Below are 21,569 nucleotides of genomic sequence, written 5' to 3' on the forward strand. Positions count from 1 at the left end.
CATTGAAGGTCAACAGGAAGGTGAGGTGGCCCGCGTCGGCAGGCCAATCGGGCGCTCTTAGCGGGGGTCTTCGGCCCAGCCTTTGCGTTTGCTGGTTTTGCCGATGCCGGGGTTGAAGCTGTTGGTCGGATCGGCGGTGCGGTAGAACGCCTGCAGATCCGGTTTGGCGTGGTACAGGTGGCCGACATTATGCTCCGCCGGGTACTCGGCGCCGCGCCGGTTGAGGATCTCGAGCATCTTTTCTTTCAGTGCATGGCTGTCCACGCCTTTTTTCACCACGTAGTCCTGGTGGAAGACGTGGCACATAAAGTGGCCGTAATACAGCTTATGCACCAACTGACTGTCGATTTCCGGCGGCAGCGTTTCGAACCAGTCGGTGTCGTTGCGGCGCAGGGCGATGTCCAGCGCCAGAATATCCTCCACCTTGTCGGCGTGCACCGCGTGGTAGCGCACCGCGGCGCCGGCGGCGGCGAAGCGGTGCAGGAAGGCCTTTTTGCCTTCGTCAGGCGTGCAGGCGAAGAAGGCGCCTTCGGCCTGGGCGAAATAGTCGGTCAGGTAGCGCTGCGCTTCGTCTACGCCGGGGCCGGCCATCTTCAGCAGCAGGTGGTGTTCGAAACGTTCGCGGTATTCCTTCATGCGCCTCGGCAGGTGGCTCGGCGCCAGATGGCTCAGGCCCTGCATCAGCCGATCGGTCAGGTTGTGCGGCAGCAGCGGCAGCTTGTTGAGGCTGGCGTCCATGCGGCCTTTCAGGGTGAAGAAGCGCGGCATCTGATCGGTGCCGAGCTTGTCGATCATCATGAAGGTGTCTTTGCCGTACACCTCGGCGATGTCGAAGATATCGCGGTGCATGTATTCACCGGCCACCGGCAGGTTTTCGAATTTGCTCAGCATGTGGCGGCGCAGTTCGGTCAGCACCGCGGTGTCGTTGGTGCCGATATAGAACACCTGTTCTTTGCCCTCTTTCTCGAAGGTGTCAAGCCGCACCGCGAACACTGCCAGCTTGCCGGCGCAGCCGGAGGCCTCGTACAGGCGGCGTTTGTCGGCGTTGAAGCGGGAAGGGGTGTCGGCATCGACGTCGCGCACCCGGCTGGCGTATTCGTTATCCGAGGCGCGCAGCTCACCGTATTCGACGTCCTCCGGGCGATAGTCGCCTTTTTCCAGCCGGGTGAGGATCTCTTCCGGCGTGTCGCCAAGCCGGATGCCCAGATGGTTCACCAGGCGCAGCTGGCCGTCTTCCCCCAGCTGGGCGTACAGCGCCATTTCGGTATAGGCCGGGCCGCGTTTCACCAGCGAGCCGCCGGAGTTGTTGCACACGCCGCCGATCACCGAGGCGCCGATGCAGGAAGAGCCGATCACCGAATGCGGTTCACGGCCGTAGGGTTTGAGCAATTTCTCGAGGTGGTGCAGGGTGCTGCCGGGGAAGCCGACCACCTGCTTGCCGTTGTCCAGCACCTGAATATGATCGAGGCGCAGGGTGCTGACGATGACGATATCGCGATCATAGTCGTTGCCGCTGGGGGTTGAGCCCTCGGTCAGGCCGGTGTTGGCGGCCTGCATGATGACGATTTTGTCGGCGGCCACGCAGGCCTGCAGAATGCGCCACAGCTGCAGCAGGCTGGTGGGAAACACCACCGCCAACGCCTGGCCTTCGCCGGAGCGGAAGCCCTTGCGATAACGCTCGGTGTTGCGATCGCCGGTCAACAGCTGCGGGCCGCCGACGATGTCCTTGAGCTGATTGATAAACGTCTGATTGCCTGACTGCATGCTGCCTGTCTCCCTGTCATCCCCGTCGCCTTAACCGCGGCGCCGGAGTGCCGCGCAATAAGCTAAGAGGTTATCAATTAAATAACTTATTAAGCTATCAGCTTAGCGGGCTAATGGCTTGCGGGTTTAGTAGCGCTCGGCGTAGCCGGCCCGGCGCTCTTCGTCGCGCAGCGTCAGGATCTCCACGCCGTCGGCGGTGACCGCCACGGTGTGCTCCCACTGCGCCGACAGTTTTTTGTCGCGCGTCACCACCGTCCAGCCGTCCTTCTTCTGCTTGATGCGGCGGTCGCCCTGATTGATCATCGGCTCGATGGTGAACACCATGCCTTCCTGCAGCGCCATGCCGCTGCCGGGTTGGCCGTAGTGCAGCACCGCCGGCTCTTCGTGCATGTCGCGGCCGATGCCGTGGCCGCAATATTCCCGCACGATGCTGTAGCCGGCCTGTTCGGCGTGCCGCTGGATGGCGTGGCCGATATCCCCCAGAGTGGCGCCCGGTTTGACCGCGCGAATGCCCTGCCACATCGATTCATAGACGTTGTTCACCAACCGTTTGGCCAGCGGCGTCACCTGGCCGATGCAGTACATCTTGCTGGAGTCGGCGATATAGCCGCCGTTTTCCAGCGTGATATCCACGTTGACAATCATGCCGGAACGCAGGATCTTGCTGGCCGACGGCACCCCGTGGCACACCACGTCGTCTACGGAGGTGTTGAGCACATAGGGGAAATCATACTGCCCCTTGCTGGCCGGGCGCGACTTCAGTTCTTCGACGATAAACGCCTCGGCGCGGTCGTTGATCTCCATGGTGGAGATGCCTTCGACGATGACCTCATCGAGCATAGCAAACACTTTGGCCAGCAGAGCGCCGGAATGGCGCATTTTGGCAATCTCTTCCGGCGTTTTAATCACAATCTGTTTCACCCGACAATCTCCTTCAGCGTCAGCGCGTTATCTTTCATCATTTTTTTTACCAGTTGCGGGTAAGTCAGTTCCGGATGGAACTCCGCCAGCATGCCGATCCTGATCCAGTACTCGGCCTGCGCGTTGATCGAACGCGTCATGGTCAGGCTGGCGAGGCGCAGATCGTCATGCAGCGCGTCCGAAATTTTTACGATGCCCATCGGCGTCTCCATAAATGAACAATATACGAAGTGTATACGTTTTGGATGGTCGCGATGTGGCATTCTGTGGCGTAAGAAGATTCTGGCAACAACGATTGCCGCCGCCAGGCAATGCGTTTATTGTGATGAACGACTTTTTTGCCATGATTTTTCAGAAGGATTTAAGGCGTGACTAAACTACGTGTTGGAGTGATTTTTGGCGGTAAATCGGCGGAGCATGAGGTGTCGCTGCAGTCAGCCAAAAACATTGTGGATGCAATCGACAAAGAGAAGTTTGACGTCACGCTGCTGGGGATCGACAAACAGGGGCAGTGGCACATCAACGACGCCTCCAATTACCTGCTCAACGCCGAGAATCCGGCGCTGATCGCGCTGAACCGCTCGAACAAGAACGTGGCGCTGATCCCGGGCCAGGAAAAACAGCAGCTGATCGAAGCGGGCAGCGCCGGCGCGCTGGGCCAGCTCGACGTCATTTTCCCGATCGTGCACGGCACGCTGGGGGAGGACGGCTCGCTGCAGGGGCTGCTGCGCATGGCCAATATGCCGTTCGTCGGCGCCGGCGTGCTCGGCTCGGCGGTCAGCATGGATAAAGACGTGACCAAGCGCCTGCTGCGCGACGCCGGGCTGGCGGTGGCGCCGTTCGTCACCCTGACGCGCGCCAACCGCGCCGGGTTCACGTTTGAGCAACTGAGCGAGCGCCTCGGCCTGCCGCTGTTCGTCAAGCCGGCCAACCAGGGCTCGTCGGTCGGGGTCAGCAAGGTGGAAAACCGCGCCGAGTTCGACGCGGCGGTGGCGCTGGCCTTCAGTTTCGATCACAAGGTGCTGGTGGAGTCGGCGATCGTCGGCCGCGAGATCGAGTGTGCGGTGCTGGGCAACGACGATCCGCAGGCCAGCGTATGCGGCGAGATCGTGCTGAGCGACGCCTTCTACTCCTACGACACCAAATACATCAATGAGCAGGGCGCTCAGGTGGTGGTGCCGGCGGCGATCGCGCCGGAAGTGAGCGACCACATCCGCGAGGTGGCGCTGAAGGCGTTCCGCGCGCTGGAGTGCTTCGGGCTGGCGCGGGTGGATGTGTTCCTGACGCCGGACAACCAGGTGGTAATCAACGAGATCAACACGCTGCCGGGCTTCACCAACATCAGCATGTATCCCAAGCTGTGGGCCGCCAGCGGCGTCAGCTACCAGGCGCTGATCACGCGCCTGATAGAATTGGCGCTGGAGCGCCACCAGCAGGATCGCGCGCTGAACAGCTCGGTGTTCGATCGCTAAACGCGGCAGGGGGCGGCGGTGCCGCCCCCGTCCATCACTTCACCGTCACGTCGATATCGCCGAAATACTTCTTCGACAGCGCCGCCACCGTGCCTTGCTGTTTCACTTTGGCGATGGCGGCATCCAGTTTCTTCTTCAGCGCCTCATCCCCTTTACGCAGGCCGAAGGCGATGCCTTCACCGAGGATTTTGTCGTCGCGCACCGCCTCGCCGACGAAGGCGAAGCCCTTGCCGTCCGGCTGCGACAGGAAGCCGCTTTGCCCCGACGGCGCCATCACCAGCGTGGCGTCGAGCCGACCGGCCGCCAGATCGAGATACACCTGATTCTGATCCTGGTAAGACACCACATCCACGCCCGCCGGCGCCCAATGGGTTTTGGCGTAGATCTCCTGAATCGAGCCTTGCAGCACGCCCACGTGTTTGCCCGCCAGCGCTTTGGCGTCCGGCAGCAGGCCGCTGTCGGCCTTGGCGATCAGGCGGTTCGGCACCTGATAGATGGCGTCGGTAAAGGCGATCGCCTGGCGCCGCTGTTCGGTCACGTTCATCGCCGAGTTGATGGCGTCGAACTTGCGCGCCTGCAGCGCCGGGATCAGGCTGTCGAACGAGGTTTCCACCCAGCTGCATTGCAACTGCGCGGCGGCGCACACCGCATCGCCCAGTTCAATGTCGAACCCTTCCAGTTTGCCGCTGGCGGATTTGGATTCGAACGGCGGATACAGCGCTTCCAGACCGAAGCGCAGGCTGTTTTCCGCCGCCAGAGAAGAGCCGGCGGCCAGCAGGCATCCGGCGGCGAACAGCGTTTTCAAAGCTTTCATAGGCAGTGCCCCTTTCCCATGGTCGGACAAAAAATTACACCTGGCTCAGGCGGCGCGCGCCTTCCTGCAGGGTCTCGTTATCTTTGGAAAAACTCAGCCGAATAAGGCCGGTATCGGTGCCGTCGCTGTAGAACGCCGACAGCGGGATCGTCGCCACCTTCGCTTCGCGGATCAAGCGCACGGCGAAATCATTGTCGCTTTCGTGACTGAAGCCGCTAAAGCGGGCCAGCATGAAGAAGCTGCCGCGGCTGGGCAGCAGCTCAAAGCGCGAATCCTGCAGGGCGCTGGCCAGCAGATCGCGCTTTTGTTGGTAAAACGCCGCCAGCCCCAGGTAACTCTGCGGGTTGGCGAGCGCGGCGGCGAAGGCGTGCTGCATCGGCGTATCGGCGGAGAACACCATGAACTGGTGCACCTTGCGGATCTCGTCCATCAACGCCGCCGGCGCCAGGCAATAGCCGACGCGCCAGCCGGTGACGTGGTAGGTTTTGCCGAACGACGACACGATCACGCTGCGTTCCGCCAGCTGCGGATAGCGCGCCATGCTGTGGTGAATTTCACCGTCGAACACCACGTGCTCGTAGACCTCGTCGGACAGGATCACGATGTCGGTGTCGCGGGTCAGGGCGGTCAGGCGGTCGATATCCTGCGCGTCAAACACCGCACCGGTCGGGTTGTGCGGCGTGTTGACGATGATCATGCGCGTTTTGCCGTTGATGGCGGCGGCCACTTCGTCCCAGTCGACGCGAAAATCCTGCAGCGACAGTTTGATCGCCACCGGCGTGGCGCCCTGCAGGCGCACGATCGGCGCATAGCTGTCGAACGCCGGTTCGAAATAGATCACCTCGTCGCCGGGGTGTACCAGCGCGCTGATCGCCGAGTACAGCCCTTCGCTGGCGCTGGCGATCACCGTGATTTCTTCGTCGGCGTCATAGCGCGCGCCATACAATCGTTCAGCTTTTTCCGCCAGGGCAGCACGTAATGCCGCCACGCCGCTCATCGGCGCGTATTGGTTATGACCTGCGCGCATGGCTTGCGCCGTTGCCTCGATCAGCTGCGGATCACCGGCGAAGTTGGGCGCGCCCTGCGACAGGTTGAGGGCCTGATGTTCGGCGCTGAGTTGGCCAATGACGGTGAAGATAGTGGTGCCGACGTCCGGCAGCTTCGAGCGGGATGAGCAGGCGCTCTGCATGATGGGCTCCAGGCAAACAGGGAAGTGTTGAGCGATTAAGCATCAGGCGGCGTAGGCGGACAAGGGAAAGTTTGTCATACTTGCCATGCACTACGATCATACCTAATCGAGGCACGCTATGCCGATATCCCTGCCGTCGCTCGACGTGTTGAAAACCTTCGTGGTGGTGGCGCAACGCCTTAACTTTACCCATGCCGCCCGGCAGTTGCACCTGACGCAGGGAGCGGTCAGCCGGCAAATCCTCGGGCTGGAACAGCGCCTGGGCTATCCGCTGTTCAGCCGCCAGGCGCGTGGTCTGGCGCTGACGCCGCAGGGCGCGCAGCTGCTGGCGCCGGTACAGCAGGCGCTGGGGCAGTTGGATGAAGCCCTGACGCGGGCCGCCGCTCCGCCGGGGGCGCTGCGCATCAAATGCCCGACCTGCGCCATGCGTTGGGTGCTGCCGCGCATCATTCGCCTGCAAAATGAACGGCCGGACATGCATATCGAGCTGACCGCCTCGGTGTCGCACGGCCTGGATTTCAGTACCGAGCAGTTTGACGCCGCGGTGGTATTCGGCCGGCCGCCGGGTAAAAAGCTGACCGCGCACTTGCTGTTCGATGAAATCCTCACGCCGGTCTGCACGCCGAAGTTCCTGCCGCCTGCGCCTCGGCTGACGGACTTGACGGACAAAACTCTGCTGCACCCGACGCGCGATCGGCGCGACTGGCTGCGCTGGCTGAAGGCGGCGGGCGCCGATGCGTTGCCGTCCGGTAAGGCCCAGCATTTCGATACCCTCGATCTGGCGATGAGCGCCGCGCTGCAGGGATTCGGCATCGCCATCGGCGATCTGTGCCTGCTGGAGGAAGATATTCAGGCGCAGCGCATCGTCACGCCGTTCCCGCTCTGCGTCAGCAGCGGCGCGGCCTATTATTTGGTCTATCCTGAACGCACGGTGGCGCCGCCGATGTTAACCGCGCTGGTCGATTTTCTGGCGGCGGAGGCCGCTGACAGCCGCGCCCGGCTGCAGAATTACCTGCCGATAACCTGTAATGCTTTGTAAACATTAGCGATGCGAATTCCCTTGGCGATGAAACAGAGTGTGGCAAACTGTTTCTTCACTCCGATTAAACTCCGCGGCGTTGGCGGCGGAAACACGCCTGAGATAAAACAAGATGAAATGGCTTTGTGTGGTGAGTATGTTGTCCGGTCTGGCCCTCAGCCCGGCTTTTGCGCAGGAAACGCCGATAACGCAGGGCATTCACGCCCAGCAGCGCGACGCCTTCGTGTCCAATTTGATGAAGCAGATGACGCTGGAAGAGAAGATCGGCCAGCTGCGGCTGATCAGCGTCGGGCCGGATAACCCGAAAGAAGCGATCCGCGAGGGGATCCGCAAAGGGCAGATCGGCGCCATCTTCAATACCGTCACCCGGCCGGATATCCGGGTGATGCAGGATCAGGCGATGCAGCTCAGCCGCCTGAAAATCCCGTTGTTCTTCGCCTATGACGTGGTGCATGGCCAGCGCACCGTGTTCCCGATCAGCCTGGGGCTGGCGGCCAGTTTCGATCTGGAAGCCATTGCGCTCAGCGCCCGCGTGGCGGCGCAGGAGGCCAGCGACGACGGCCTGAACATGACCTTCGCGCCGATGGTCGATATTACCCGCGATCCGCGTTGGGGCCGGGTCTCCGAAGGCTTCGGCGAAGACACCTGGCTGGTATCGAAAATCGCCAAGGTGATGGTCGACGGTTTCCAGAACGGCGATCCGGCCAAACCCGGTTCGGTGATGGCCAGCGTCAAGCACTTTGCATTGTACGGCGCCGTCGAAGGCGGCCGCGATTACAACACCGTCGACATGAGCCCGCTGCGCATGCATCAGGACTATCTGCCGCCTTATAAAGCGGCGGTGGACGCCGGCAGCGGCGGGGTGATGGTGTCGCTCAACGCGATCAACGGCGTGCCGGCCACCGCCAACCCGTGGCTGCTGAAAGATCTGCTGCGCGACCAGTGGGGCTTTAAAGGCATCACCATCAGCGACCACGGCGCGATCAAAGAGCTGATTAAACACGGCGTGGCCGCCGACGCGCGCGACGCGGTGCGCCTGGCGATCACCTCCGGCGTCGACATGAGCATGAGCGACGAGTTCTACGACAAATACCTGCCGGGTCTGGTGAAGGACGGACTGGTGTCTGAAAGCGATATCGACCGCGCCTGCCGCGACGTACTGAACACCAAATACGACATGGGGCTGTTCACCAATCCTTACGTGCATCTGGGCCCGGCGGGTTCCGATCCGCAGGACACCAACGCCGAAAGCCGCCTGCACCGCGCCGAAGCGCGGGTGGTGGCGCGCAAGACGATGGTGCTGCTGAAGAACGATAAGCAGACGCTGCCGCTGAGCAAGCAGGCGACCATTGCGCTGGTCGGGCCGATGGCCGACAGCCAGCGCGACGTGATGGGCAGTTGGTCGGCCGCCGGGGTGGTCAAGCAGTCGGTCACCCTGCGCGAAGGGCTGGAGCGGGCGGTGGGCGACAAGGCGCGCATTCTGTACGCCAAGGGCGCCAACGTCACGCAAGATAAAGGCATCATCGACTATCTGAACGAGTATGAGCCGGCGGTGGCGTTCGATACCCGCTCGCCGCAGAAGATGATCGACGAAGCGGTGCAGGCGGCGAACAAGGCCGACGTGGTGGTGGCGGTGGTGGGGGAATCGCAGGGCATGGCGCATGAGGCCTCCAGCCGCGCCGACATCACTATTCCGCAGAGCCAGCGCGATCTGATCGCCGCGCTGAAAGCCACCGGCAAGCCGCTGGTGCTAGTGCTGATGAACGGCCGGCCGCTGGCGCTGAGCTGGGAGAGCGAGCAGGCGGACGCGATGCTGGAAACCTGGTACAGCGGCACCGAAGGCGGCAACGCGGTGGCGGACGTGCTGTTCGGCGACTACAACCCGTCGGGCAAGCTGCCGATGACCTTCCCGCGCTCGGTCGGCCAGATCCCGATGTACTACAACCACCTGAACACCGGCCGGCCGTTCGGCAAGGAGAACCCCGGCAAATACACCTCGCGCTACTTCGATTCGCCGAACGGCCCGCTGTATCCGTTCGGTTACGGCCTGAGCTACACCACTTTCAGCCTGTCGGATCTGAAATTGTCCAGCCCGACGATGGCGCGCAACGGCAAGTTAACCGCCAGCGTCACGCTGAAGAATACCGGCAAGTACGACGGCGCCACGGTGGTGCAGCTGTATCTGCAGGACGTCACCGCGTCGGTCAGCCGCCCGGTGAAAGAGCTGCGCAACTTCAAGAAAGTGACGCTGAAGGCCGGTCAGTCGCAGCAGGTTGAGCTGCCGATTAGCGAAGAGGATCTGAAGTTCTACAACGCCAGCCTGAAGTGGGGGACGGAGCCGGGCAAATTCAACGTGTTTGTCGGCCTGGATTCCGACAACGTGCAGTCGCAAAGCTTTACCCTGAAGTAAGTCTTCCCCCTCTTTCACTGCGGTGGGAGAGGGGGACCATCCATTCCCGCCAACGTCATCGGAGCCTGTCTCATGAAACGTTATCTGGACTGCAGCGCCAGCGATCTGGCCGATATCGGCAAAGCCGATCTGCTCTATGCCATCCGCGCCAGCGAAGGGCGCATCTTGGTCAGCGAAACCATCGCGGTCACTCAGCCGCTGCTCAATAACGTCACCAACGCCGAACTGGCGGCCAGCCAGGGCGCCGATCTGCTGCTGTTGAACCTGTTCGACGTCGATCGTCCGCACATCGCGGGCCTGCCCGCCGACGTGCCGCCGCAGGAGGCGCTGCGCACGCTGCAGCGGCTGACCGGACGAGTGATCGGGGTGAATCTGGAGGCCGTCGATCCGGCCTTCGCCACCGAACATAACGACTTCTGGCAGATGACGGCGGGCCGCGCCGCCACCGCCGAGAATGCGCGCAAGCTGTATCAGCTCGGCGCGCGCATGCTGGTGCTGACCGGCAACCCGAACAACGGCGTCAGCAATCAGGCGATCGCCGCCGCGCTGAAAGCGATCCGCGATGAGGTAGGCGACAAGATGGTGCTGGTGACCGGCAAGATGCACGGCGCCGGTATCGTGCGCGAAAGCGGCAGCCAGCTGATCGGCGAGCAGGATATCGCGCTGTTCGTGGAGAACGGCGCGGACATCGTGCTGTTGCCGGCGCCGGGCACCATTCCCGGCATGTCGCAGGAGAAAGTGGCGGCGCTGATCGCCTATGCCCAGCGGCAGGGCGCGCTGGCGATGACGGCGATCGGCACCTCGCAAGAGGGGGCCGACGTGCAGACCGTGCGGCAGATTGCGCTGATGAGCAAAATGGCCGGCGCCGATCTGCACCATATCGGCGATACCGGCTATCTGGGGTTGGCGCTGCCGGAAAACATCTTCGCCTACAGCGTGGCGATCCGCGGCGTGCGCCACACCTACAGCCGCATGGCGAGATCGGTGAACCGCTAAGCCTGGGGTTTTTGCGCCGTGACGATGCTGAAATAGCCGAGCGACGGCAGCACCTGAGCAGGCCCGAAGCCGACGTCGCGCAGCAGGTCGCCGATTTCCTTGCCGGAGTATTGGCGGCCCTGCGTCCATCCCATCATCATCAGGCTGTACCCCGCGGCGGCAGGTGGGCCGTCGCCGTCATCGTTGTACAGCACTTCGTGGATCACGATCCTGCCCCCGGGCGGGAGGGCCGCATAGCTCTTTTGCGCCAGGAAGCGGTTCTTGTTCATCGGCCAGTCGTGGAAAATATTGGAGTACAGGTGCAGATCCGCCGCCGGGTAGGGATCGCGCCACATATCGCCGCTGTGGGTGCCGATGCGCTGACTGAGGCCGTAATCGTGCGCGTAGTCGGCGGCGAGCGGGCACACCTCCGGCAGATCGAACACGGTGCACGTGAGCGCCGGCCAATGGGTCGCCAGACTGATGGCATGGGCGCCGGAGGCGCCGCCGATATCCAGCGCCGTGCGGCAGGCACCGAGGGGCAACAGCGTAGGCCAAACGCTGGCCGATCCCATGCTCAGGCTGTGCATGGCGTGGGTAAACAGCCGCATTCTGTCGGCGTCGAGCGTATGGGTTTCAAACAGCCCCTGCTCGCCGTACACCTGCGAGGCATTCTTTCTGATGGCGCTTTCCAGGTTTTTCAGCGTGAAAATCTCGCTGTTTTCAATCATCAAATCCCAAAAATAGCCGAAATAATGCGGGTTGTTTTTTAACAAAAAGGTTTCCGCTTCCGGCGTCAGAGAGAATGTTTCGCCGTCTCTGTCTATCAATTTCAATGCCACTAGCGCCATGACCAGCGTCTCTGCCGGGCGTCTTTCCACATTGGCCTGAGCGCATATATCGGTCAGGTTGCGGGGGTGCAATGCAATAAATTCAAAGATGCCCAGGCGGTGCGCAATAAGCGCCGCCGGATAGAGATATAAATTCATCGTGATATCGAGAATGGTTTTGTCGTCGCATTGCGGCGGCCGGACGGAATGGTTCATGTGAATCCTCTCCCACTAAGGCATGGCGCGTCTTAACAGGCTACGTTACGCCTGTGGTTTTAGCAAAGGACGGGAGCGCGATTGACCGCAGGCCAACGCTTACGTTGTAAATAATTCCATAGTGAGACTATTTTAAAATTGAATTGGGCGCGGTTAATGTCGAACGTAAAAACTGACGTCGGGCGGAGTAATAACCCCATCATGCATTTTTATTTTACTGGAGGTTAACTTAATCACAGTTATTAACGCGTTAGGGTTGTGTTAATCTGAGTCGCCGTTATACCGTACCGATATTCACATTATTTTTGTGAATAATTCAAAGCTAAATAATTCATTATTAAAACGAGATAACAATGAAAAAGATCATTCTGACCGGCATGATTGCCGCGACTCTGGGCCTGTTCAATACCGCTAATGCCGAAGGGATGGACCCTGCTGCATTGAAAAACGTCTATGACATTACGCGTAATACCAGCGGGCTGATGTCTTACTGCGTCGATAAAGGTTTTCTGAAAGCGGACAGCATCGACAACGCCAAGAAAATGGTGGCCTACGTGGCGGCTATTCCCGGCGGCGTCGACACCCGCGACGGCGACAAGCGTGAAGCGATGGGCCGTGAAGGCAATGTGCTGAACGACGACGGCAACGTGGTTGCGTTGGAAAAGGAAGCGCCACAGGGTCTGCAGACATGGTGCCAGCAGGCTGACGAAGGGATCCGCCAGGGTCTGACGTCTATTGGTCAATAAACGCCGGATGTAGCCTCCCCCTCCCTAAGGCTTCGTCTGAAGGGAATCTCCGGGCCAGGCGACCCGGAGAATCTTACCAGAACAGTGGCGTAGTGTTTTCAGCCAGAAACGCCAGCAGCGTTTCATTGACCGCCGCCGGATTTTCCTTGTTGCTGATATGCCCGGCGTTGGGGATCAGCACATGTCGGCAGCCGAGAATATCCGCCATGCGCTGGCCTTCCGCCGGCGGGCGCGGCTTATCCTGCGCGCCGGTGATGACGATGCTGGCGGCGGTGATGTTTTCCAGCAGCGCCAGCTTGTCGGGGCGGCCGAAGATCATCCGGCCCAGTGGCACGATGCTGTCGCGCAGGCGCTCGGCGGGCAGGCTTTGCAGATGGGCCAGCAAAGGCTGCGACAGAGCAGCGGGCACGTCGTCGGAATAGAACTGCGCGGCGATATATTCCAGCAGCGGTGACGTGATGGCGCCGGCCTGTTCCACGGCGGCCAGCATGCCCATATAGCGCTGCCGCGCCTCCGGCGTTTCGTCGCCCAGGTAGCTGTCCAGCAGCGCCAGCACTTTCACCCGCTCCGGCGCCAGCGCCGCCAGTTCCGCGCCCCACATGCCGCCGACGGACAGGCCGACGATGCCGAACTCTGCAATATCCAAATGATCCATCAGCGCCAAATGATCGGCGGCGATATCCGACAGGCTGTTTCGTCCAGGCGGCAGCGCCGGGGAGTCGCCGTGGCCCCAGAGATCAGGCACGATCAGGCGGTAGCGTTTCGCCAGCGCCTCGAACTGCGGTGCCCACATGTTCAGATCGAACAGATAGCTGTGGCCCAGCAGCAACGGAAAGCCCGAACCCACGTCGAGGTAATGCAGGGATTTGCCCATCGTTGGCATCTTGTCGGTTCCTTATATAAAGAGAGTCCGGCTGCTTATATCACACTCATATTCAACCTGCGGTATTAATTTACCTTAAATTACTTAGGTAAACCCTTATTTTTAATTTTTATTGATAACAAGACGTCAATGAAAGGTGACGCTAAGGATAATATTCTGGTGACGATAAGAGCCTTGGTTTATGCTGGCGCTTCTTTCAAGATGGAATAGGTAAACAGGGCGTCGCGATGAAAAGACTTTTCAGACTATTAATTATTTTGCTTGTCATTTTGCTGCTGGCGGCGGTGCTGTGGTGGTTCTTCGGGCGCGGTAATCCGAATGCGCTGTGGCAAATCGTCAGCCAACAGTGCGTGCCCAATCAGCAGCAGAACAACGATCCGGCGCCCTGCTTAAAGGTTGATTTAACCGAGGGTTATGTGCTGTTTAAGGACAGCAAAGGCCCCTATCACGATCTGGTGATGCCGACCGAAAAGGTCAGCGGCATCGAGAGCCCGATATTGCAAGCGGAGCGAACGCCGCCTTATTTCGCCCAGGCCTGGAATAACCGCGAACATATATCCAGCGAGCTGGGTAAACCGTTAAAAGACGCATGGGTTTCTCTGGCGGTCAATTCGAAATATGGTCGCTCTCAGAATCAGCTGCATATTCACGTTGCCTGCTTGCGCCAGGATGTCTATAACGCGCTGGGGCAGCAGGCGGAACAATTAGATCAACAGTGGCGGCCGCTGGCGGTGAAATTGGTCGGCCACCAATATCTGGCCAGAAAATTGGCGGGCACCGATTTAACCCAGGAAGATCCTTTCCGTTTACTGCAGAACTATGTGGTCGAGCAGGGCGACAGCATCGGCAATTACGGCCTGGCGCTGGCGGTCAGCCCGCAGGGCGAGATGTTGCTGTTGGCGAACCGTTTGAAGCTGACCGATCTCAACCTGGGCTCGGCCGGCGAAATTCAGGACTACCGGTGCGAGGTCGCGGGGAACTGAGTTTTTCTTATCGCTCCCCGTCGTTGGGGAGCGTATGCCGTGCGATATGAACTAACCAAATGTATTAAATCGTTTTTATTTTATTCTCCCTCATCTGCTTGATCTCGTCATAACGTCCGATCTATTATTTGTTTGCACAAGCAAATAAATAATCGAGAGCAATCCGGTATGTCACAACCACGCAAACTTCCTGCTGCACTGGGCATCCATCTGGATGTCACCAATCGCCTGTGGCGCACGGCGATGGACCAGTCGGTGAAAATGACCAATCTAACGCGCCCGCACTGGCTGGCGCTGAGTGCGATTGCCGATCTGGGTGATGGCTGCACGTTGAAAGACGTTTCGCAGCATTTGAACGCCGAAGTCTCGACGATGTCGCGTGCGTTGCTGTTTTTGGAAAAAAATCGGCTGATCGCTCGCGATGCCCTGTCTGAAGATAAGCGTGCTAAAGGCGTGAGAATGACCGTGGCCGGGCAGGAGATGCTGGCGCAGTTGGATCACTCCAGCCAACAGGCGCGGCAAAAGCTGCTTAGCGGCATTTCGGCCGACGATCTGGAGGCTTTTTATCGCGTATTGTTTGGCATCAAACATAACGCGATAGCGATGCTCGAACAGGAAAATCTATTGCCGGACGAGTTTGCGCTGCTGGTGGAGGAGCGCGCGGGAGCGATGAAGCCGGAAGGTGAAGCGTGATCGGCCGCTGGCGGAGAGCACAACAGCTGTGCGTTATCGCGTTGGGGATCTTCTCCTGCTCGGTCTTCGCCAGCCAGAATGACCAACAGGTCATCGCACGCGGAAAATACCTGGCGATCGCCGCAGATTGCGCGGCTTGTCACCGCGGCAGCAGCCAACAGGACGCCCCCTACGTCGGCGGTTATGCCATCGCTTCGCCGATGGGCGATATCATCGCCAGCAATATCACGCCCGCCAAAGGAACCGGCATTGGCGACTACAGTGAACCCGAGTTTCGCCGCGCGTTAACGCATGGCATCCGGCGGGACGGCCAACCCTTGTATCCCGCCATGCCTTATACCGCTTATCAGGGGTTGAGCGATGACGATCTGCACGCGCTGTATCGTTATTTTATGACCGGGGTCGCACCGGTCGATCGTGCGGTGCCTGAGACCCAACTGACGTTCCCTTTTTCCTGGCGTTATGCGATCCACGGCTGGAACTGGCTGTTTCTGAAAAAAAGGCCCGGCGATGAAGATGAGAAAAAAGCGCGGGGTCGCTATCTGGTGGATGTTTTGGGGCATTGCTCGGCGTGTCACAGCCCGCGTAACGGGATGATGGCCGAACGCGACGATCGCTATCTGGCGGGAGGGGAGGCCGGCGGTTGGATCGCGCCGAATATCACCTCGGATCCCGTCAGCGGCATCGGCGGCTGGAGCCGGAAAGAGTTGGTGCAGTATCTGCGCACCGGGCGCAATGACAAAGCCCAGGCGGCCGGCGGAATGGCGGAGGCGGTGGAGCATAGCCTGCGTTTCCTGAGTGACGACGATCTCAACGCCATCGCCGACTGGCTTAAACAGACGCCGCCGATCGTCACCGTGCAAGGAACGAAAGCGGCCTATGACTATCAGGGAGGCGGTGAAGGCCGTGCCGCCGGGCAGGCGCTGTATGCCGCTGCCTGCGCCAGCTGCCATCGCCTGGGCGGCGAAGGCGCCTATGACGGCCATTTCCCTGCTTTGACTCACAATTCCACCGTAGGCAGCGAGCGGGTCAATAACCTGATCATGGTGATGCTGCATGGCGTGCAGCGCCAGGGAGAGACGCTGCAAACCTGGATGCCGGGATTCGCCGATAGCCTGGATGACCGACAACTGGCCGAGTTGGGCAACTATGTATTGCAGCAATTCGGCAATCCGGCAGTCAGGATAACGCCGGAGCAAGTGGCTCGGCAGCGGGCGGGCGGTGAAAAACCGCTGTTGATCGCGTCATTGCCTTATGTGTTCTGGGGCGGTGTATTGCTGGCATTGATCGTCATCGGGGCGTGGGTGAAACGTCGGATGAAGCATTGATCTAAGAGAGGATGGCATGAAGTTCAATCTGAACGGCCAGGCGGTCGAATTTAACGGCGAGCCGGATACGCCGCTGCTATGGGTGATCCGAGAACATTTTAAGTTGACCGGCACCAAGTTCGGCTGCGGTATCGGCGCCTGTGGCGCCTGTACGGTACATGTCGACGGTAAGGCAGTGCGTTCATGTTGCTATCCGCTGCAATTGGTACGCGACCGGCAGGTGACCACTATCGAAGGGTTGTCCACCGATCGCAGTCATCCGGTGCAGCAGGCCTGGATTGCGGAGGACGTGCCGCAGTGCGGCTACTGCCAATCAGGCATGATCATGGCGGTCAGCGCGCTGCTGGCGGAACACCCGAGGCCGGACGATCGACAGATAGATACGGGCCTGACCAATCTGTGCCGCTGCGCCACTTACCACCGTATCCGTGCGGCGGTGCACCGCGCCGCCGACAAGGGAGAACCCTGAGTATGGCGATCACCCGCAGAACCTTGTTAAAAGGCAGCACGTTGGCAGTGGCCGCCATGCTGCTGCCGATATCGACGCGCAGCCTGGCGGCCGTGGTTTCACAGGACGCGGCGCCACCGGACGGTCAGCATGAATTGAACGATTGGATCTGGATCGATCGCGGTGGCCGCATCGTCATCGGCGTGTCGCAATGTGAGGTCGGGCAGGGGATTTACACCGGCCTGGCCGAAGTGGTGGCGGCGGAGATGGATGCCGATTGGGCACAGGTGACGGTGAAATTCGTCACCGGGCGTGATGCTTACCGTCAGGTTGCCGGGGGCGAGGCTTTCGCGCAATTTGTCGCCGCTTCAACCTCAATGACCAAATTTTATCAGCGCACCCGGCTGGCCGGCGCACAGGCGAGAGATTTCTTTCTGCGCGCCGGCGCAAAACATTTCGCGCTTTCACCGCAGCAGTGCCGCACGGAGAAAGGCTGGGTGCTTGAGGAGGGCGGGCAGCGCAAGGTCGCCTATGGCGATCTGGTGCGCTATGCCGCCGAGCTGCCGTTGGATCCGCAGCCTGCTTTAAAGAGCGAAGCGCAAGAGCAAGAGAGTTTCATCGGCAAGCCGCTGTTGCGGGTCGATACGCCGGAGAAAGTGGACGGCAGTGCGATTTACGGTATCGATATCGATCTGCCGGAGATGCTGATCGGCGTCCCCTGGATGGTGCCCGACCTCAGCGGAAAGCTGGTCGCCGTGCGTAATGAACGGCAGATTCGGGCCATGCCGGGCGTGGTGGATCTGGTGCTGACCCGGCAGTGGTCGATGAACAACATGGTCGGATTGGATCACGATATGTCACTCAATACGGTGATCGTGGTGGCGGCGAGCTACTGGCAGGCCAAAAAGGCGGCGGATTTGCTGGAGGTCGACTGGCTGCCGGGCGCAGGGCAAGCGCTGACCGGCAGCGCGATTGCGGCGGAGAATCTGGCGATGCTGGACGGCGATACCTTGGTGCCGGCGGTCGATCGCGGCGAGGCGTCGGCGTTGATTCATAACGCTGAGCAGGATTCGCGCCTGCATGAGGCGCGTTACAGCGCGCCTTATGTAGCGCATGCCACCCTGGAGCCTTGCAACGCCACCAGCCATTATGAAGAGGGCCGTATCGAAACCTGGGGCCCTTTCCAGGGGCAGGACATGGTGCGCAACGTTCTGGCGAAAATGTTCGGGCTGAAGCCGACGGATGTGGTGGTGAATACGACCTACCTGGGGGGCAGCTTTGGGCGCAAATATCTGCCGGATGCCGTGATGCATGCTACCGCCGCCTCCCGGGCGGTGGGGAAACCGGTCAAAGTGATCTATCCGCGCGAGATCGACATGCGGCATGAATACTATCGTCCGGCCTGCATCAGCCATTATCGGGCGCTGTTGGATGAAAACGGCTACCCGCAGGCACTGTGGGCGCGCTATGCCGGGCAGTCGCTCTTCTGGCAAATGCGGCGCGAAACGGTACACGAGGCCGGGGGATGGGATGAAAGTATGGTGGAGTGCGTTTACAGCACGCCGTATTGCATCCCTCATCTGAAAGTGGAGGCCGGCATCGTCGAACAACCGATTTCCCTGAGCTATCTGCGCGGCGTCGGCAGCGTCGCCAGCCTGTTCTTTTTGGAAAGCTTTATCAGCGAACTCAGCCATAAGGCCAACCGGGACGAGTACCAGTATCGGCGGCATCTGTTGCAGGACACCCCGGAAGCGTTGCGCGTACTGGACGCCACCGCGGCGGCGTCTGGTTGGCAGCATGAACCGCCGCCGGGCGTTTATCGCGGGATGTCGTGCAATATTTGGGTTGGCCGCAATAACGCTTTCACCACTTACGTCGGTTTGGTGGTTGAAATCGCCATTCAAGAGGGGCGACTGCGGGTGCTCCGCGCGATATGCGCGATTGACTGCGGCAAGGTGATAAACCCGAACCTGGTGCGCGCCAACGTAGAGGGCGGCATCGGCTTTGCGCTGACCACCTGTCTGCACAGCGAACTGCATTTTGAACGGGGCGGCGTGGTGGAAGGGAATTTCGATCGTTATCCGCTGCTCGCGATCGCCGAAATGCCCAAGGTGGAAGTGGTGGTGCTCGACAGCGCGCGTGCGCCGCAGGGATGCGGGGAAGTGTCGACTGCGGTGGTCGCTCCGGCGATGGCCAGCGCGCTGCATAAGGCCACAGGCAAAACCTATCGTACTATGCCGTTCCCGCGCCAGTTTTCATCCGTTTAACGGCCCGCCGGCGTAGTCAGCCGGCGGCTGCCGTGCGGTCAGAGTTTTTTCAGCAATGCCAGCAGCTGCGTTTCGCTTTTCTCCGCCAGCCCGTCGATGGCGAGCTTGATGATGTCGGAGCGGGTGATGCGCACGATGCCGTTGCGCGCCGCCTGCACGATCACCTCATCGATGGCTTCGATGTGGTTGTCCGTCAGGCTGACGGAAATCGCCTTATAGGTGCGCTTGCGGCCGGCCGGCTTGGCTTCCGGCGCGGGCGCCGCAACCGGCAACGTATGCGAGGTGGCGCTGTTGATGAATTCGTCTTCCGACATGCGGTGGGTGGGGGTGCGCTTCTTCACAGGATCACCTCTTTCACCAGGCATTCGATCTCGGCCTGCGCCTTTTCGTTGTTCGCCTCATGCACGGTGATGGCTTCGCCCCAGGCGTCGCGGTAAATTTTGCGATCGCACAGGCGGTGGCTCACCAGGGTGAACTCCGGGTATTCGCTCAGCACCTGCGCCGCTTCGTTGGCTTCATTAATGAAGATATTGGTCGGGCACATGTTCAGCACGATGTAGCCTTTGACCTTCTCGTTATATTCCTGCGCGGTGGAGAACATCTCCGACAGGTAGCCGATGGTGTCGAGATCCATCTGCGAAGGGCGCAGCGGCGAGAGGAACAGATCGGCGGCCAGCAGGCCGGAGCGCAGTTCGGCGCTGTCGCGGCCGGCGGTGTCGACGATCACGTAGTCGTAATGGCGATCGAGCTCCAGCAGCGTTTCCTTGATTTTGCCCGACGCGGCCACCACCGGAATGTGCGGCAGCCCCTCGACGTTCTGACGGTCGTTGTACCAGGTCATGATCGATTTCTGGTCGTCGGCATCGACGATGATCGCCGTCTTGCCTTGCTTAAGAATCAGATACCCGGCGATATTCACCGCTTTCGTCGACTTGCCGACACCGCCTTTTTGCGAGCCAATCAGAACAATCATGCTGCCATCTCTCAAGTTATTAAGCAGGTAACTTATTAAGTTAATGTGCTTATTAGGTTGATAATCAAACAGGTTAACAAGAACAACTCGCGAACAATATGCACCAACTGCGGCGGCTTGCCAAGCCAGTATGTCGTTAACTGTGCAGCTTATTTTGCGCTGGATGGCCCGGATGGGTAAGTAGGAATTCTCTGGGAAGTGGCGATGCGGAGGGGGATTTTATTAATTTAACAGCTTAATAAGTTAGTAACTCATTAAGCTGTTGTCGACATTATTTCTTCATCATCGCCTTCAGGTTGGCGAACGGGTTGTGGGTGGCGACGCCGATATCTTTTTGCGCATCTTCACCGGCCACCACCGTCGAACCGTATTGATCGGCCTCGGTGTATTTCGAGTGTTCGTGGTCGTGGCAATACAGGCACAGCATTTCCCAGTTGCTGCCGTCTTCCGGGTTGTTACTGTGATCGTGATCGATATGGTGCACCGTCAGCTCGCGCAGGTTGGAATAAACGAATTCGCGTGAGCAGCGCCCACACACCCAGGGGAACAGTTTCAGCGCTTTTTCGCGGTAGCCGGTTTCCAGCTTCGCATAGTTTTTGGGGATATAGGCCATGGTGGTTGTCCGTCGGGAATCAATATGCGGCCAATAATACCACAGTGCGTGCGGCTACAACGTGCGGCTCATCTTGCCGCTGTCAAAAGTCTCCACCGCCCAGTCGATGAACGCCCGCAGCTTGCCGCTGAGGTGGCGATTGGACGGGTAGACCACGTACATCTGCTCCGGCGGCGGCTGCCAGTCGTGCAGCAGGCTGACCAGCTCGCCGCGCTCGAGGTGTGGCTGCGCCATAAACCGATAAATCTGGATGATGCCTAATCCGGCCAGGCTCGCCGCCAGCAGCGCGTTGCCTTCATTGATGCTGACCGGGTAGCGCTGCTGGATGGCGATCTCTTTGCCGCGCTCGACATAGCGTTGCGGATGGATGCGGTCGTTGACCGGATGGCGGTAGTGCACCATCGGAAAGCCCTGTTCCAGATCGCACGGGTGGCGCGGGGTGCCGTGGCGCGCCAGATAGGCCGGGGTGGCGCAACTGACCCAGTCCAGATCGAACAGACGCCGGGCGATCAGGCTGGAGTCGGCCAATGGGCCGCTGCGGATCACACAGTCGGCGCTGTCGCTGATCAGATCGATAACGCGATCGCCGATGCTGAGATCGATTTGGATTTGTGGGTAGCGTTCCAAAAAGCCGGGCAGCGCCGGCAACAGCAGTTGGCGAGCGGTGCCGCTGCCGGTGTCGATGCGCAGCACGCCCTGCGGAGAACTTTGCGACTCGGTCAGGCAGCCCTCCATCTGCTCCAAATCCGCCAGCCATTTCACCGTATTTTGGTAATAGCATTCGCCTTCGCGGGTGACCGACACGCTGCGAGTGGTGCGCTGAAACAGCTTGGTCTGCAGGTGATCCTCCAGATTTTGGATCAGCTTGGTGACTGTCGCTTTCGGCATGCCCAGCGAATCGGCGGCGCGGGTAAAGCCGCCGGTTTCCACCACGCGGTTAAATACCCGGATAGCGAGCAAATGATGGTCCATAGGGTTCTCAACGCCATGCCCCGGCGGTGACCG

The 21,569-nt window shown here is 60.2% G+C and carries 21 protein-coding genes; 10 read left to right on the forward strand and 11 right to left on the reverse strand.

Annotated features, from left to right (window positions below):
• Window positions 1–57: 57 nt before the first annotated feature.
• From dld to WFM45_RS02480, 3 genes are all read right to left on the reverse strand, one after another.
• The gene (dld, locus tag WFM45_RS02470; RefSeq protein WP_033633829.1) at window positions 58–1,764 is read right to left on the reverse strand and encodes a D-lactate dehydrogenase; all 1,707 of its coding nucleotides are present in this window, start codon (window positions 1,762–1,764) and stop codon (window positions 58–60) included.
• A gap of 126 nt (window positions 1,765–1,890) precedes the next feature.
• Window positions 1,891–2,685, reverse strand: a complete 795-nt coding sequence (map, locus tag WFM45_RS02475; RefSeq protein ID WP_033642282.1) for a type I methionyl aminopeptidase — start codon at window positions 2,683–2,685, stop codon at window positions 1,891–1,893.
• On the reverse strand, window positions 2,682–2,885 hold the full coding sequence (locus WFM45_RS02480) for a ParD-like family protein (RefSeq protein ID WP_004939618.1): 204 nt from the start codon (window positions 2,883–2,885) through the stop codon (window positions 2,682–2,684). Before WFM45_RS02480 ends, map begins: the two co-directional genes overlap by 4 nt.
• Window positions 2,886–3,053: 168 nt before the next feature.
• Between WFM45_RS02480 and ddlA the strand changes: the two genes are divergently transcribed.
• Window positions 3,054–4,157, forward strand: a complete 1,104-nt coding sequence (gene ddlA, locus WFM45_RS02485) for a D-alanine--D-alanine ligase (RefSeq protein ID WP_015377061.1) — start codon at window positions 3,054–3,056, stop codon at window positions 4,155–4,157.
• A 34-nt stretch (window positions 4,158–4,191) separates the two neighbouring features.
• Here the strand turns inward: ddlA and WFM45_RS02490 are convergent, their stop codons facing one another.
• Window positions 4,192–4,971, reverse strand: coding sequence for an ABC transporter substrate-binding protein (locus tag WFM45_RS02490; RefSeq protein WP_015377062.1), 780 nt, complete (start codon window positions 4,969–4,971; stop codon window positions 4,192–4,194).
• Between the two features lie 34 nt (window positions 4,972–5,005).
• Window positions 5,006–6,160 carry a methionine aminotransferase gene (locus WFM45_RS02495; protein WP_085336479.1) on the reverse strand — a complete coding sequence of 385 codons (1,155 nt, stop codon included), beginning with the start codon at window positions 6,158–6,160 and terminating at the stop codon, window positions 5,006–5,008.
• A gap of 118 nt (window positions 6,161–6,278) precedes the next feature.
• On the opposite strand from WFM45_RS02495, the gene WFM45_RS02500 reads away from it, so the two are divergent.
• The 3 genes from WFM45_RS02500 (at window position 6,279) to WFM45_RS02510 (ending at window position 10,605) form a co-directional block, all read left to right on the forward strand.
• The gene (locus WFM45_RS02500; protein WP_085336478.1) at window positions 6,279–7,199 is read left to right on the forward strand and encodes a LysR substrate-binding domain-containing protein; all 921 of its coding nucleotides are present in this window, start codon (window positions 6,279–6,281) and stop codon (window positions 7,197–7,199) included.
• Window positions 7,200–7,311: 112 nt separating this feature from the next.
• A complete protein-coding gene (bglX, locus tag WFM45_RS02505) occupies window positions 7,312–9,609 on the forward strand; it encodes a beta-glucosidase BglX (RefSeq protein ID WP_311266176.1) in 2,298 nt (765 codons plus the stop codon).
• Window positions 9,610–9,681: 72 nt separating this feature from the next.
• A complete protein-coding gene (locus WFM45_RS02510; protein ID WP_311266177.1) occupies window positions 9,682–10,605 on the forward strand; it encodes a DUF7916 family protein in 924 nt (307 codons plus the stop codon).
• Here WFM45_RS02510 and WFM45_RS02515 read toward each other — a convergent pair.
• Window positions 10,602–11,630, reverse strand: coding sequence for an acetylserotonin O-methyltransferase (locus WFM45_RS02515; protein WP_261238404.1), 1,029 nt, complete (start codon window positions 11,628–11,630; stop codon window positions 10,602–10,604). The genes WFM45_RS02510 and WFM45_RS02515 overlap by 4 nt on opposite strands.
• A 353-nt stretch (window positions 11,631–11,983) precedes the next feature.
• Between WFM45_RS02515 and WFM45_RS02520 the strand changes: the two genes are divergently transcribed.
• Window positions 11,984–12,376 (forward strand): hypothetical protein, encoded by a 393-nt coding sequence (locus tag WFM45_RS02520; RefSeq protein ID WP_336954414.1) that lies wholly within the window; start codon window positions 11,984–11,986, stop codon window positions 12,374–12,376.
• Window positions 12,377–12,449: 73 nt separating this feature from the next.
• Here the strand turns inward: WFM45_RS02520 and WFM45_RS02525 are convergent, their stop codons facing one another.
• Complete coding sequence (locus WFM45_RS02525) at window positions 12,450–13,250, reverse strand: alpha/beta fold hydrolase (RefSeq protein WP_081877851.1); 801 nt, start codon at window positions 13,248–13,250, stop codon at window positions 12,450–12,452.
• A 236-nt stretch (window positions 13,251–13,486) separates the two neighbouring features.
• Between WFM45_RS02525 and WFM45_RS02530 the strand changes: the two genes are divergently transcribed.
• The 5 genes from WFM45_RS02530 to WFM45_RS02550 all read left to right on the forward strand — a co-directional run bounded on the left by WFM45_RS02530 (window position 13,487) and on the right by WFM45_RS02550 (window position 18,978).
• Window positions 13,487–14,242, forward strand: coding sequence for a CDP-diacylglycerol diphosphatase (locus tag WFM45_RS02530; protein ID WP_033633818.1), 756 nt, complete (start codon window positions 13,487–13,489; stop codon window positions 14,240–14,242).
• 168 nt (window positions 14,243–14,410) lie between these two features.
• The gene (locus WFM45_RS02535; protein WP_336954418.1) at window positions 14,411–14,935 is read left to right on the forward strand and encodes a MarR family winged helix-turn-helix transcriptional regulator; all 525 of its coding nucleotides are present in this window, start codon (window positions 14,411–14,413) and stop codon (window positions 14,933–14,935) included.
• Window positions 14,932–16,263, forward strand: a complete 1,332-nt coding sequence (locus WFM45_RS02540) for a c-type cytochrome (protein WP_311266178.1) — start codon at window positions 14,932–14,934, stop codon at window positions 16,261–16,263. The genes WFM45_RS02535 and WFM45_RS02540 overlap by 4 nt, the downstream gene beginning before the upstream one ends.
• A 16-nt stretch (window positions 16,264–16,279) precedes the next feature.
• Complete coding sequence (locus WFM45_RS02545) at window positions 16,280–16,732, forward strand: (2Fe-2S)-binding protein (protein WP_033633817.1); 453 nt, start codon at window positions 16,280–16,282, stop codon at window positions 16,730–16,732.
• Between the two features lie 2 nt (window positions 16,733–16,734).
• Window positions 16,735–18,978 (forward strand): xanthine dehydrogenase family protein molybdopterin-binding subunit, encoded by a 2,244-nt coding sequence (locus tag WFM45_RS02550; protein ID WP_135637918.1) that lies wholly within the window; start codon window positions 16,735–16,737, stop codon window positions 18,976–18,978.
• A 38-nt stretch (window positions 18,979–19,016) separates the two neighbouring features.
• On the opposite strand, the gene WFM45_RS02555 is transcribed toward WFM45_RS02550, so the two are convergent.
• From WFM45_RS02555 to WFM45_RS02570, 4 genes are all read right to left on the reverse strand, one after another.
• On the reverse strand, window positions 19,017–19,319 hold the full coding sequence (locus tag WFM45_RS02555; protein ID WP_004939584.1) for a hypothetical protein: 303 nt from the start codon (window positions 19,317–19,319) through the stop codon (window positions 19,017–19,019).
• A complete protein-coding gene (locus tag WFM45_RS02560) occupies window positions 19,316–19,951 on the reverse strand; it encodes an AAA family ATPase (protein WP_015377071.1) in 636 nt (211 codons plus the stop codon). Before WFM45_RS02560 ends, WFM45_RS02555 begins: the two co-directional genes overlap by 4 nt.
• Before the next feature lie 271 nt (window positions 19,952–20,222).
• The gene (yajD, locus tag WFM45_RS02565; RefSeq protein ID WP_004939576.1) at window positions 20,223–20,564 is read right to left on the reverse strand and encodes an HNH nuclease YajD; all 342 of its coding nucleotides are present in this window, start codon (window positions 20,562–20,564) and stop codon (window positions 20,223–20,225) included.
• A 54-nt stretch (window positions 20,565–20,618) separates the two neighbouring features.
• Window positions 20,619–21,536: a LysR family transcriptional regulator gene (locus tag WFM45_RS02570; RefSeq protein WP_076740449.1), complete on the reverse strand. Its 918-nt coding sequence runs from the start codon at window positions 21,534–21,536 to the stop codon at window positions 20,619–20,621.
• Between the last annotated feature and the right edge of the window lie 33 nt (window positions 21,537–21,569).

Source organism: Serratia sp. KG1D (assembly GCF_037150675.1).
Classification (GTDB): domain Bacteria; phylum Pseudomonadota; class Gammaproteobacteria; order Enterobacterales; family Enterobacteriaceae; genus Serratia; species Serratia nematodiphila.